The sequence below is a fragment of the Pseudomonas sp. Sample_10 genome (genome assembly GCF_004321495.1).
In the GTDB taxonomy this organism is placed as follows: domain Bacteria; phylum Pseudomonadota; class Gammaproteobacteria; order Pseudomonadales; family Pseudomonadaceae; genus Aquipseudomonas.
In genome coordinates this window covers 1-14,233 of record NZ_RCOE01000291.1, presented here as the reverse complement: position 1 = coordinate 14,233, position 14,233 = coordinate 1, and the positions used below count along the sequence as shown (strand labels likewise).

The window sequence follows — 14,233 nt, the reverse complement described above, 5'->3', positions numbered from 1 at the left end:
CCGCGCCTGCTGTCGCTGACCCTGCTGGCCAAGCAATACGACATCGGCCTGAACATCGACGCCGAAGAAGCCGACCGCCTCGAGCTGTCGCTGGATCTGCTCGAGCGCCTGTGCTTCGAACCGCAGCTGACTGGCTGGAACGGCATCGGTTTCGTGATCCAGGCTTACCAGAAGCGTTGCCCTTATGTGATCGACTACGTGATCGACCTGGCTCGCCGCAGCCGTCATCGCCTGATGATCCGTCTGGTGAAAGGCGCGTACTGGGACAGCGAAATCAAGCGCGCCCAGGTCGAAGGCCTGGAAGGCTATCCGGTCTACACCCGCAAGGTTTACACCGACGTTTCCTACATCGCTTGCGCACGCAAACTGCTGTCGGTGCCGGAAGTCATCTACCCGCAGTTCGCCACGCACAACGCCCACACCCTGTCAGCTATCTATCACATCGCCGGTCAGAACTATTACCCGGGCCAGTACGAATTCCAGTGCCTGCACGGCATGGGCGAACCACTGTACGAACAAGTTGTAGGCAAAGTTTCCGAAGGCAAGCTGAACCGTCCTTGCCGCGTGTACGCTCCGGTCGGCACCCACGAAACCCTGTTGGCGTACCTGGTTCGTCGCCTGCTGGAAAACGGCGCGAACACTTCGTTCGTCAACCGTATCGCCGATCAGTCGATCTCCATTCAGGAACTGGTGGCCGATCCGGTGGCCAGCATCGAGCAGATGGCGACCGTGGAAGGTGGTTTCGGCCTGCCGCACCCGCGCATTCCATTGCCGCGTGACCTGTATGGCGCCGAGCGCGCCAACTCCGCCGGCATCGACATGGCCAACGAACATCGCCTGGCCTCGCTGTCCTGCGCCCTGCTCGCCACCGCGCACAACCACTGGAAAGCCGCGCCGATGCTCGGTTGCGCTTCCAGCAACGAAGCGCCGGCGCCGGTGCTGAACCCGTCCGATTTGCGTGACGTGGTTGGCCATGTTCAGGAAGCCACTGTCGAAGACGTCGACAACGCCATCCAGTGCGCCCTCAACGCCGCACCGATCTGGCAGGCCACCCCGCCCGCCGAACGCGCCGCGATCCTGGAACGTGCCGCCGACCTGATGGAAGCCGAGATCCAGCCGCTGATGGGCCTGTTGGCTCGCGAAGCCGGCAAGACTTTCGCCAACGCCATCGCCGAAGTGCGCGAAGCCGTGGACTTCCTGCGCTACTACGCGGTGCAGGCGCGCAACGATTTCAGCAATGACGCCCACCGCCCATTGGGTCCGGTGGTATGCATCAGTCCGTGGAACTTCCCGCTGGCAATCTTCAGTGGTCAAGTCGCTGCTGCGTTGGCCGCCGGTAACCCGGTACTGGCCAAGCCTGCCGAACAGACTCCGCTGGTCGCGGCTCAGGCCGTGCGCCTGCTGCTCGAAGCCGGCATCCCGGAAGGCGTGCTGCAACTGCTGCCGGGCCGTGGCGAAACCGTCGGTGCCGGTCTGGTGGGTGACGATCGCGTCAAAGGCGTGATGTTCACCGGTTCGACCGAAGTCGCTCGTCTGTTGCAACGCAACATCGCCGGTCGCCTGGACAGCCAGGGCCGTCCGATCCCGCTGATCGCCGAAACCGGCGGCCAGAACGCAATGATCGTCGACTCTTCGGCCCTCACCGAACAAGTGGTGATCGACGTGGTTTCGTCGGCCTTCGACAGCGCCGGCCAGCGTTGCTCGGCCCTGCGCGTCCTGTGCCTGCAGGAAGATTCCGCCGACCGCGTCATCGAAATGCTCAAGGGTGCCATGGCTGAAAGTCGTCTCGGCAATCCCGAGCGCCTGTCCGTGGACATCGGCCCGGTGATCGACGCCGAAGCCAAAGCTGGCATCGAGAAACACATCCAGGCCATGCGCGACAAAGGACGCAGCGTGTACCAGGTGGCCATCGCCGACGCCGAAGAAGTCAAACGCGGCACCTTCGTGATGCCGACATTGATCGAACTGGAAAGCTTCGACGAACTGCAACGGGAGATCTTCGGCCCGGTGCTGCACGTGGTTCGCTACAAGCGCAAAGACATCGACCAACTGATCGGCCAGATCAACGCTTCCGGCTATGGCCTGACGTTGGGTGTACACACCCGCATCGACGAGACCATCGCCAAGGTGATCGATAACGTCAATGCCGGTAACGTCTACGTAAACCGCAACATCGTCGGTGCCGTGGTCGGTGTACAACCGTTTGGTGGCGAAGGTTTGTCGGGTACTGGCCCGAAAGCCGGCGGCCCGCTGTACCTGTACCGTCTGCTGTCGACGCGTCCTACCGATGCGATCGAACAATCCTTCGCTCGCGGTGATGCTCTTGCCGCACCGGATGTACGACTGCGTGAAGCCATGAGCAAGCCGCTGACCGCCCTGAAAGCCTGGGCCGACAGCAACAAATTCGCTGACCTGAGCACCCTGTGCGTGCAGTTCGCCGCGCAATCGCAAAGCGGTATCACCCGCGTACTGGCAGGCCCGACCGGCGAGCGCAACAGCTATGCGATTCTGCCGCGTGAGCACGTGCTGTGCCTGGCGGAAGTCGAAGGCGACCTGTTGACTCAACTGGCAGCGGTATTGGCTGTCGGCGGTTCGGCGGTATGGCCGGAAGCCGAGTTGACCAAGGCATTGTTCGCACGCCTGCCGAAGGACATTCAGGCACGCATCAAGCTGGTGTCCGACTGGAACAAGGACGAGGTGGTGTTTGATGCGGTTCTGCATCACGGCCATTCCGATCAGTTGCGCGCGGTATGCCAGCAGGTTGCCAAGCGTGCCGGTGCAATCGTTGGCGTACAGGGTCTGTCGCAAGGCGAGTCCAACATTGCGCTGGAGCGTCTGGTGATCGAGCGGGCGCTGAGCGTCAACACCGCGGCGGCAGGTGGTAATGCCAGCTTGATGACCATCGGTTAAACCTCTGCACCAAGATCGTGTGATCGTTCCCACGCTCTGCGTGGGAATGCCTCCTGTGACGCTCTGCGTCACGTCGTTTGGGGACGCGGAGCGTCCTGGGCTGCATTCCCACGCGGAGCGTGGGAACGATCAAGTCGGTGCTCGGCTCCAACATCACCGCTATCAATCATCCTGTTCAGCCTCAATTCGCACGCCTAGACTCGGCCCATCCCAATAAAAGGTAGGCCGCCATGTCCGAGACGTTGCTCAGTTCCCGCAATCTGGCTTTCGAGCTGTACGAAGTCCTCGATGCCGAGGGCCTGACCCAGCGTGAGCGTTTCGCCGAGCACAATCGCGAAACCTTCGATGCCGCCATCGGCACTGCCAGAAGCATCGCCGAAAAGTTCTTCGCCCCGCACAACCGGAAGGGTGACGAGAACGAGCCGCGCTACGAGGACGGTCAGGCGATTCTGATTCCGGAAGTGAAACCGGCGGTGGATGCGTTCCTTGAAGCAGGCTTCCTCAATGCCGCGCGCAGTTTCGACGCCGGCGGCATGCAACTTCCTACACTGCTGTCCCAGGCGTGCTTCGCGCATTTTCAGTCAGCGAACGCAGCGTCGACTTCGTATCCATTCCTGACCATGGGCGCAGCGAACCTGATCGAAAGCTTCGGCACCGAAGAGCAGAAACGCCGTTTTCTGCAACCGATGATCGACGGCCGTTTCTTCGGCACCATGGCCCTGACTGAACCCCATGCAGGCTCATCGTTGTCGGATATTCGCACGCGCGCCGAGCCTGCGTCTGACGGCACCTATCGACTCAAGGGCAATAAAATCTTCATCTCCGGTGGCGACCATCCGCTGTCGGAAAACATCGTGCACATGGTACTGGCCAAGCTGCCGGACGCACCGGCCGGGGTGAAGGGGATCTCCCTGTTTATCGTGCCGAAATTCCTGGTCAACGATGACGGCAGCCTGGGCAAGCGTAATGACGTGCTGCTGGCCGGGTTGTTCCACAAGATGGGCTGGCGCGGCACTACTTCTACCGCACTGAACTTCGGTGACAACGGTGAGTGCGTCGGCTATCTGGTGGGCAAGCCGCACCATGGCTTGAGCTATATGTTCCAGATGATGAACGAAGCGCGCATCGGTGTCGGCATGGGCGCAGTGATGCTTGGCTATGCCGGTTATCTGTATTCGCTGGAATACGCCCGCGAACGTCCGCAAGGACGGGTGCCGGATAGCAAAGACCCCAATACCGCCCCTGTGGCGATCATTCAACATGCCGACGTGAAGCGCATGTTGTTGACGCAAAAAGCCTACGTCGAAGGTTCGTTCGACCTTGGCCTGTACGCGGCACGGCTGTTCGATGACACCACGACTCTCGAGACGGAAGAGGCGCGCAAGCAGGCCCATGAACTGTTGGATCTGCTGACCCCCATCGTCAAATCCTGGCCGTCGGAGTTTTGCCTGAAGGCCAACGAACTGGCGATCCAGATCCTCGGCGGCCACGGCTACACCCGCGAATACCCGGTGGAGCAGTATTACCGCGACAACCGCCTGAACCCGATTCACGAAGGCACCCACGGCATTCAATCCCTGGACTTGCTCGGCCGTAAACTGGCGCAGAATGGCGGCGCGGGGCTCAAGCAACTGATCCGCCTGATCGCCGACACCGCCGAGCGTGCACAGGCGTTTGATTCGCTGACTGCGTTGCGTGAACCACTGGAGAAACTGGTGGCGCGCCTGCAAACCGTAACCATCGGCCTGCTGACCGACCTGGCCCAAGGCAAGGTCAACAGCAGCCTGGCGAATTCGGCGCTGTACCTGAAGGTGTTCGGGCACACGGTGATTGGCTGGCGCTGGCTGGAACAGGCGATTCGCGCCGAAGAAGGCCTGGCCAAGGGCAATGCGGCGGATGTGAGCTTCTATAAAGGCAAGTTGCAGGCGGCGCGGTACTTCCTGACGTGGGAAGTACCGGGTTGTCACCATGAACTGGCGATTCTTGAAGCGCGGGATGATGTCTGCCTGGGCATGCAGGATGAGTGGTTCTGACGACTGGCAAGTTTTTGTGGCGAGGGAGCTTGCTCCCGCTCGGCTGCGAAGCAGCCGCAAATACAGGCAACTCGGTGCATCACATACACCTGGGTTGCCGGATTTTAGAGTGCTTCGCACTCCAGCGGGAGCAAGCTCCCTCGCCACAAAGTTGTCTCTTAACTTAGCTTGAACCCACCCATCTGCCGCGCCAGATCGTCCGCCAGACGTTGCAATGTCTGACAATCCTCACGACAAGCCCTGACCTCCCCCGCCGTCGCCCGGGCCAGATCGGAAATGCCCTGCACGTTACGGTTGATCTCTTCGGTCACTGCCGACTGCTCTTCGGTCGCCGTTGCCACCTGATGATTCATGTCGCTGATGCGCTCGACCTGCCCGGTAATCGCGGTCAACGACGCTCCGGTGCGTTGACTGGATTCGACACCGGTACCGGTCGCCGCTTGCCCGGAATGCATCGACGACACCGCATTTTCCGCGCCCTGCTTGAGACTGCCGATCATTTGTTGAATCTCATCGGTGGACGATTGTGTACGCCGTGCCAGTGTGCGCACTTCATCGGCGACCACCGCAAACCCGCGCCCCATATCGCCTGCACGTGCGGCTTCGATGGCAGCGTTGAGCGCCAGCAGGTTGGTTTGCTCGGAGATCCCGCGAATCACTGCCAACACCTGATCGATAGACGCCACCTGATGGGCCAGCGCCCCGACCGCCGTGGCGGCAACGCCGATTTCGTCGGACATGCTTTCAATGTGCCGGATCGATCCGCCGACCACTTCCCGCGCCTGCATTGCTTCATCCCGGGCGTTTTGCGAAGCGACTGCCGCGTTACCGGCGTTCTGCGCAATCTCTTGCACGGTCAGGCCCATCTCATGGACCGCAGTAGCGACCATGTCGGTCATTTCCTGTTGTCGGCCCGAGCGTTCGGCGGTGTTTTCCACCACCCGCGCCACTTGCCCGACAGCCGTACGCAAGCGCTCGCTGGTGGTGAGCACTTCGCCGATCATGTCGCGCTGGCTGTCGAGGAACCGATTGAACCCTCGCGCCAGATCGCCCAGCTCATCGGCGCGGCTGGAATCCAGCCGATGGGTCAAATCGCCACCACCGCTACCGATGGCCACCAACGCCGCTGTTACCTGGCGGATCGGTCGGACCAATCCACGGGCCAGCAACACCACCAGCAACAGGCATATCACCGCCACTGCCAGGCCGATGCCGCTGCTCATCCACATGGCGCGACGGGCTTCAGCGTAAATCTGCGACTGCGGCACTTCGGCCACCAGGGTCCAGCCGAGATCGCGCAAAGGCAGGCTTAATGCGAGGAAGTCTTCACCGTCCCGCTGGAAGCTATTACTCGTGGCAGTTTTTTGACCCAGAGACGCGCCGGCCGCCGCCGCGCCAATTTGCTCTGCCAGAGTACGTTTACCACTCAATTGCGCTTGGGGATGAACCTGGATCAAACCGTCGGAACGCACGAGATAGACCTTGCCACGCTCTCCGAAACTGAAGTTGTGAATCAGCTCGGAGAGCTCCTTCATGCTCAGGCCCAGCCCGGCAACGCCCACGACTTTGCCGGCCTTTTCGACTTTAAGGTCGATGAAAAGCGCCAATTCTCCGCTGGCGGTGTCATTGTCGATGTTGAGGGTGCGCGGCTGGTCGCTATCGAGAAACGCATAGAACCACGCGTCTTTGGGGTTGGTGCGGCTGAGGGTCCGGTCCAGGCCTTTTTCATTGAAGTAGTGGTTGGACGCGGTGCCGACAATCAGTGCGGTAAAGGCCTTGTGTTCGGCGCGGATGCCTTCGAGGTAAGTGGTGAACGTAGCGGCCTGGGCACTGTTTTCACCCTCGGCCAACCAGTCGCGCACCATGCTGTTGCTGGCGATGTCCTTGGCGGCGGTGAGTGGCTGAACGAGGATGCGCTCGATGTCGTTGCGCATCGCTTCGATGCTCGACGGCAGCGCTTGTTCGACCAGATAACGCTGGGCGAGGCGATTGACCACAAGGGTATAAATGCCAACCACGATCAGAATACTGACGAGCAGGGCGGTGCCCATGCTCAAGATCAACTGCCATTGAATACTGCGTCGCCAGAACTGCATGGAGCACCCCCAAAGAATAAGAGGCTGAAACACTGCAACAGCCGTGCCGATTGTATACAACGCAAACGACAATTTATTCTTTGGTTGTGCGCAAAGCCGATCAGGCCTGATTGATCGTCTTGGAGATCACTTCAACCGTGGCGTTGACTTGCTCTTGGTAACGGTCGAGTTCGAGCTTGTGCTGCTTCTGCATTTCGATCTGTTGCGAGCACAGATTCATCGCGGCCAGTACCAGCAATCGGTCTCCGATCAGCGTCGGGTACTTCTTTTTGGTGTCGGCCAGGGCAGCCTTCAACATTAATGCAGCGTCCAGCAGGGTCTGCTCTTCCCCGGCCGGGGCCTTGATCGAATAGTCCTCACCCAGGATCGAGACGACTTTCACACCCGGGCCGTAACTCATGCGCTGACTGGGCCAGCGCTCACACGCTCAACCAGGGCTTGAATGCGCGCGGCGGTGGCGCCTTGTTTCTCTTCCTGTTCCATCAGGCTCAGTTGCAGGCTTTCGTTTTCATCCTTGGCCTGGGCCAGTTCGGCGCTCAGGGCTTGGTTGGTGCCGAGCAGGGTCTGGTTCTGTTGCACCAGGTCGCTGACCAGCTGTTCCAATTGGCTTAGGGATGCTTCCAACATTTTGATTTTCCAGGCATTTTCAAAGGGCGCGTACGATAAAGAAAAGTCACTGTGGAAGCCAGGGTTATACGGGCCCAAGGCCCTGATTTTCCTGACGACCGACCTTTCTCGCGAACTGTAGAGACTGTGATCGGCCGATCTGGTTCCTGCACTTCGTCGCCATGACGTTTGTGCGGCAAAACCGCGCAGGGACTCAAGACTTCAGGCGCATGACCGATAAGTCATCCATACGTCAGCCTCGGCACCCTCTGGTGCGCTCTCTTCGGTAAACACCATGTCCCTTCGAAATATGAATATCGCGCCGCGAGCGTTCCTCGGTTTTGCCCTGATTGGCGGTTTGATGATGCTGCTGGGCGTGTTCGCCCTGAACCAGATGAGCAAGATCCGCGACGCCGCCGAGAACATCACCGTCAGCAGCGTGCCCAGCATCAAGAGCCTCGACGAGTTCACCCAGCTGACCCTGCGTTTGCGCGTGTTGTCCTACCGTTTGCTGGTCAACCGTGAACCAGATGTGCAGCACAAGACCATGGAGCTGCTGGAAATGCGCAACCAGCAGATCCGCACCGCCCAGAACGTCTACGAAAAACTGATCAGCAGCCCCGAGGAACGTGCGGCCTACGATCAATACGTGCAGTTGCTTGGGCAATACCGCCAGATCGAAGATCGGATGAAGACCCTGTCGCGCAACAATCAGGTCGACGAATTGCGCAACCTGCTCAACGCTGAGCTGCTGAGTAACTCCGAAGCGGTCAATGCGGTGCTGAACAAACTGCTGGAGATCAACACTCAGCAGACCCTCGACACCAACCAGCAAGCCGCCGACCAATACGATTCGGCCTTCAATCTGGTGATCGCCCTGCTTGTGATCGCCACCGCCCTGACCATGCTGTTCGCCTGGTTGCTGACCAACAGTATCACCAGACCCATCGCCAACGCACTGAACGCCGCCGAACAGATTGCCGAAGGCAACCTGACGCGCCCGATCACCGTCGATGGCGAAGATGAGGCCGGCCGCCTGCTCTTGGCGATGTCGAAGATGCAGGACAAACTGCGCGACACCCTGCAGCGGATTTCCGGCTCGGCCACGCAATTGGCGTCCGCCGCGGAAGAGCTCAACAGCGTCACCGACGAAAGTGCCCGTGGCCTGACCCAGCAGAACAACGAAATCGAACAGGCCGCCACCGCGGTCAATGAAATGACCAGTGCAGTGGAAGAAGTCGCGCGCAACGCCGTAAGTACGTCCGAAGCCTCGAAGAACGCCACTGCGTCTGCCGGCGACGGCCGTGATCTGGTGCAGGAAACCGTCAGCGCCATTGAACGCATGAGCGCCGATGTTCAGAGCACCGCGACCCTGATCGGCGACCTGGCGAACGAGTCCCGCGACATCGGCAAAGTACTGGACGTGATCCGTGGCCTGGCCGACCAGACCAACCTGCTGGCCCTGAACGCGGCCATCGAAGCTGCACGTGCCGGTGAAGCCGGTCGTGGTTTTGCAGTGGTGGCCGACGAAGTGCGGGCACTGGCTCATCGCACCCAGCAGTCGACCAGCGAAATCGAGCGCATGATCGGCAGCATCCAGAGCGGCACCGAACATGCGGTGGATTCGATGCGCAACAGCACAGAGCGTGCCGAATCGACCCTGAACATCGCCCGCGGCGCCGGTATGTCGCTGGATACGATCAACAGCGCCATTGTCGAAATCAACGAACGCAACCTGGTGATCGCCAGCGCTGCTGAAGAACAGGCGCAAGTGGCCCGTGAAGTGGACCGCAACCTGGTGAATATCCGCGATTTGTCGGTGCAATCGGCCACCGGCGCCAACCAGACCAGCGCAGCGAGCAGTGAGTTGTCGCGTCTGGCGGTGGACCTGAACACCATGGTTGGGCGGTTCAGCCTTTAATCTGAAGTCGCCTCTGTGGCGAGGGAGCTTGCTCCCGCTCGGCTGCGAAGCAGTCGCAATTGACCCATGCGCTGAATCTGACGAACCGCTGTGTCGTTTGGGGGCGCTACGCGCCCAGCGGGAGCGAGCTCCCTCGCCACACTGATCCCACCCTGCTCAAGAGGGTGTGCAAGACTGCTTTCAAAAGCTTTCCATGATCGTTCCACGCTCCGCGTGAGCATGCAGCCCAGGGCGCTCCGCGCCCCGGAAGTGGACGCAGAGCGTCCATTGAGGCGTTCCCACGCAGAGCGTGGGAACGATCTGGTATAAACCAGAAAAGCTTTTTGACAGCATCACATTTCAACAGGTTAGAATCGCTGGCACGCAGACTGCATGGTCAGTTTGTGCCCGCCTTTAGCTTTCTGGAGTACTGCCTTTGAATGCGACGACCATCAACAGCCTGTTCTTGATCGGCGCGTTGCTGGTAGGTGCAAGCATTCTGGTGAGCTCACTTTCGTCGCGCCTCGGCATCCCGATTCTGGTGATCATCCTGGCCGTTGGCATGGCGGCCGGCGTCGACGGCGGCGGCATTATTTTCGATAACTACCCCACGGCTTATCTGGTCGGCAACCTCGCACTGGCGGTGATCCTGCTCGACGGCGGTTTGCGCACGCGTGTCTCGAGTTTCCGCGTGGCGTTGTGGCCGGCGTTGTCGCTGGCCACGGTCGGGGTGTTGATCACCACCGGGCTGACCGGCATGGCCGCGGCCTGGCTGTTCGACCTGAACCTGATCCAGGGCCTGCTCATTGGCGCCATCGTCGGCTCCACCGATGCGGCGGCGGTGTTTTCGTTGCTGGGCGGCAAAGGCTTGAACGAACGGGTGACCGCCAGCCTGGAGATCGAATCCGGCAGCAACGACCCGATGGCGGTGTTCCTCACCGTCACGCTGATCGACATGCTCGCCAGCGGCCAGACTGGGCTGCACTGGAGCCTGCTGGCGCACCTGCTGCGCGAGTTCGGTATCGGTGGTGTGATTGGCCTCGGCGGCGGCTGGCTGATGTTGCAACTGGTCAACCGGATCAATCTGGCCACCGGTCTGTACCCGATCCTGGTGATCGCCGGTGGTCTGGTGGTGTTTGCCCTGACCAACGCCTTGCACGGCAGCGGTTTCCTCGCGGTGTACCTGTGCGGTCTGGTCATCGGCAACCGGCCGGTACGCAGCCGCCACGGCATCCTGCACATGCTGGACGGCATGGCCTGGCTGGCACAGATCGGCATGTTCCTGGTGCTGGGGCTGTTGGTCACGCCCCACGATTTGCTGCCGATTGCCTTGCCGGCCCTGGCCTTGGCGCTATGGATGATTCTGTTTGCGCGGCCGCTGTCAGTGGTGGTGGGTTTGTTGCCGTTCAAGGCGTTCCATGGCCGCGAAAAGGCGTTCATTTCCTGGGTGGGCCTGCGTGGCGCGGTACCGATCATTCTGGCGGTGTTCCCGCTGATGGCCGGCCTGCCCAATGCTCAGCTGTACTTCAACCTGGCCTTCTTCATCGTTCTGGTCTCGCTGCTGGTACAAGGCACCAGCCTGCCGTGGGTCGCCAAGCTGCTAAAGGTCACGGTGCCACCGGAGCCCGCGCCGATTTCCCGGTCTGCGCTCGAAGTGCATGTCACCAGTGAGTGGGAACTGTTCGTTTATCGCCTCGGTGCCGAAAAATGGTGCATCGGTTCGCCCCTGCGCGAACTGAAAATGCCCGAAGGTACCCGCATCGCTGCCCTGTTTCGTGGTCAACAACTGCTCCATCCGTCGGGTAGTACGGTGCTGGAAGTCGATGATTTACTGTGCGTAATCGGCCATGAACACAACCTTGCGGCCCTCGGAAAACTGTTCAGCCAGGCACCGCAACGCGGCCTCGATTTGCGCTTTTTCGGCGACTTCGTTCTCGAAGGAGACGCCCAGCTGGCCGCGGTTGCTGCCCTGTACGGGTTGAAGGTCGAAGACATCGATCCGCAGATGACTCTGGGCAAGTTCATCGCCCAGAAAGTCGGGGGAGCGCCGGTGGTCGGCGACCAGGTGGAGTGGAACAACACCCTCTGGACTGTCGCGGTCATGGACGGGAACAAGATCGACAAAGTGGGCGTCAGATTCCCCGAAGGAAGTCGCCCGGGTCCGGGCTTGTTCCTCTAAACTCCACTCTTCGCCTCGTATTTTGATCGGTCTCTATGTCAAGCCTGCGCACCTTTTTCGTCCTGGCCCTGTTGGGCCTGAGCCTCTCCGTCGGACCTTTGCAAGCCGCCGAACCGCCCTCCCGCGAATCTGTGCAGACGAGTCTGGACAAGATTGCCGACCGCAAATTGCCGGAGGCCGATCAAAAGGCTCTGCAGTCCGTCCTGCAAGGCACGCTGACGCAGCTCAACAATCAGCGTGATTACGAGCAGAAACTCAGCGATCTCAAGCAGCAACTGGCCACCGCGCCCAAGCAAACCATCGAAAACCAGCGTGAGCTGACGCGCCTCAAGGCCAGCGTCGTCGCGCCCGTATCGCAACGCTTCGCAAAAGAGTCGATCCAGCAACTCGAGCAAATGCTCACTGAGCGATCGACCCAGCAAAGCGATCTGCAGAAAGCCCTGGCGGACGCCAACAGCCTGATCATTACTGCACAGACCCGTCCCGAGCGTGCCCAGGCGGAAATTTCCGCCAGCCAGACGCGTATCCAGCAAATCAACAATATGCTCAAGACCGGCAAAGACGCCGGCAAGACCCTGAGCGCCGAGCAGCGCGACCAGCTCAATGCCGAGCTCGCCGCCCTCAACGCCTTGATCCCGCTGCGGCGCCAGGAACTGGCCGGCAATACCCAGCTGCAAGACCTGGGCAACAGCCAGCATGATTTGCTGTCGGAAAAATCCGATCGCCTGGACCGGGAAATCCAGGACCTGCAAAGCCTGATCAATCAGAAGCGCCTGGCTCAATCCCAGGAGACGGTGACGCAGCAGTCGATCGAAGCACAGAAGGCCGGCGGCAGCAGCCTGTTGGCGACTGAAAGCACCGCCAACCTGAAACTCTCGGATTACCTGCTCAAAAGCACTGACCGTCTCAACGAAGTCACCCAGCAGAACCTGCAGACCAAGCAACAGCTGGACAGCGTGACCCAAAGCGATGCGGCGCTGGACGAGCAGATCAGCGTGCTCAAGGGCAGCCTGCTGCTCTCGAAGATTCTCTACAAACAGAAACTGGCCCTGCCGCGCCTCAAGGTCGATCGCGACCTCGCCGACCAGATCGCCGACATTCGGCTGTATCAATTCGAAGTCAGCCAACAACGGGAATTGCTCAGCAACCCGGCCACTTATGTCGACAATCTGCTGGCCGCCCAACCGCCCGAGCAAGTCACCCCGCAGTTGCGCAAAAGCCTCTTGGAACTGGCGACCACGCGTGCCGACCTGCTCGAGCGCCTGAACCGCGAATTGAGCGCAGTGCTCAACGAGTCCATCACCCTGCAGTTGAACCAGAAGCAATTGCTCAGCACCGCGCAAAGCCTGCGTGCGACGCTGGACGAGCAGATGTTCTGGATTCCCAGCAATAAACCGCTGGATCTTGAATGGCTTCGCAGCGTGCCGGATCGCTTGCAACGCCAGGTCGACTCCCTGCCCCTGGCCTCGAGCCTGAGCGAGTTGACTGATGGCCTGACCCAACGACCGCTGCTGTTCCTGCCGCTCGCGCTGTTGATCGGCGCCCTGCTGTGGCGTCGCAAGCAACTGTATGCCCGTCTGAACAAGGTTCACCAGGACATCGGCCACTTCAAGCGTGACAGTCAGTGGCACACCCCGCAGGCGATCCTGATCAATATCCTGTTGGCGATGCCGGTCTCGCTGGGTCTGGCCCTGTGCGGCCTGGCCCTGCAAATCGACGCCCGCGGGCAAAACGCCAATATGGGCGCGGCCTTGCTGCAAATGGCCCAGGCATGGCTGGTGTTCTACACCGCCTACCGCATCCTCGCACCAGGCGGCGTGGCTGAACTGCATTTCCGCTGGGAAAAACCTCAGGTCGAATTCCTCCGGGGCTGGGTCCGTCGGCTCGGGATGGTGGTGATGGCCCTGGTGGCAGTGGTAGCCGTTGCCGAACTGCAACCGGCCGGGCTCGCCGATGACGTGATCGGCATGCCGGTCGTACTCACTTGCTACGCCTTGATGACATTGCTGCTCAGCCGCCTGCTGGTCAGCAGCCCGACCCACGAAAACGCCTCGCTGTTCCGCAAAGCCGTGGGCGTCATGTTCACCATCCTGCCCGTGGCGCTGTTCGTGGCCGTGTGCTTCGGCTACTACTACACCGCACTCAAACTCAGCGACCGCCTGATCAACACCCTGTACCTGCTGATGTTCTGGCTGGTGATCGAAGCCACCTTCGTCCGTGGCCTGAGCGTAGCGGCCCGTCGCCTGGCCTATCAGCGCGCCCTCGCCAAGCGGCAGGCGGCCAAGGAGGCCGGCGATGGCGAAGCGGTGATCGAAGAGCCGACCATGGACATCGAAAAGGTCAACGAACAGTCCCTGCGCCTGATTCGCCTGGCCTTGCTCGGCGGTTTCATGGCCTTGCTGTACTGGGTCTGGGCCGACCTGATCACGGTGTTCTCGTACCTGGACAACATCACCCTCTACGAATACACCAGCGGCACCGGCGCCAACATGAGCATGGTGCCGATCAG

Annotated in this window: 8 protein-coding genes; 5 read left to right on the top strand and 3 right to left on the bottom strand. The window is 60.7% G+C overall.

The features are described 5' to 3' along the window. Both putA and D8U18_RS27575 read left to right on the top strand, forming a co-directional pair. Positions 1-2,910, top strand: a 2,910-nt coding sequence (putA, locus tag D8U18_RS27580) for a trifunctional transcriptional regulator/proline dehydrogenase/L-glutamate gamma-semialdehyde dehydrogenase (RefSeq protein WP_131109153.1), incomplete at its 5' end; no start/stop codon positions are given. Positions 2,911-3,140: 230 nt separating this feature from the next. Further along, a complete protein-coding gene (locus tag D8U18_RS27575; RefSeq protein ID WP_130907019.1) occupies positions 3,141-4,943 on the top strand; it encodes an acyl-CoA dehydrogenase in 1,803 nt (600 codons plus the stop codon). 158 nt (positions 4,944-5,101) lie between these two features. Here the strand turns inward: D8U18_RS27575 and D8U18_RS27570 are convergent, their stop codons facing one another. The 3 genes from D8U18_RS27570 to D8U18_RS27560 form a co-directional block, all read right to left on the bottom strand. Beyond that, positions 5,102-7,039 carry a methyl-accepting chemotaxis protein gene (locus D8U18_RS27570; protein WP_130907018.1) on the bottom strand — a complete coding sequence of 646 codons (1,938 nt, stop codon included), beginning with the start codon at positions 7,037-7,039 and terminating at the stop codon, positions 5,102-5,104. A gap of 100 nt (positions 7,040-7,139) precedes the next feature. Then, positions 7,140-7,439, bottom strand: a complete 300-nt coding sequence (locus D8U18_RS27565; protein ID WP_056852309.1) for a cell division protein ZapA — start codon at positions 7,437-7,439, stop codon at positions 7,140-7,142. Next, positions 7,436-7,666 (bottom strand): hypothetical protein, encoded by a 231-nt coding sequence (locus D8U18_RS27560; protein ID WP_056852308.1) that lies wholly within the window; start codon positions 7,664-7,666, stop codon positions 7,436-7,438. The genes D8U18_RS27565 and D8U18_RS27560 overlap by 4 nt, the downstream gene beginning before the upstream one ends. Before the next feature lie 274 nt (positions 7,667-7,940). On the opposite strand from D8U18_RS27560, the gene D8U18_RS27555 reads away from it, so the two are divergent. The 3 genes from D8U18_RS27555 to mscK all read left to right on the top strand — a co-directional run. Then, the gene (locus D8U18_RS27555; protein WP_131109151.1) at positions 7,941-9,566 is read left to right on the top strand and encodes a methyl-accepting chemotaxis protein; all 1,626 of its coding nucleotides are present in this window, start codon (positions 7,941-7,943) and stop codon (positions 9,564-9,566) included. Positions 9,567-9,981: 415 nt separating this feature from the next. Then, complete coding sequence (locus D8U18_RS27550) at positions 9,982-11,724, top strand: potassium/proton antiporter (protein ID WP_056852306.1); 1,743 nt, start codon at positions 9,982-9,984, stop codon at positions 11,722-11,724. A gap of 35 nt (positions 11,725-11,759) precedes the next feature. Continuing rightward, the coding region (gene mscK, locus D8U18_RS27545; protein WP_131109150.1) for a mechanosensitive channel MscK at positions 11,760-14,233 on the top strand (2,474 nt) is incomplete at its 3' end.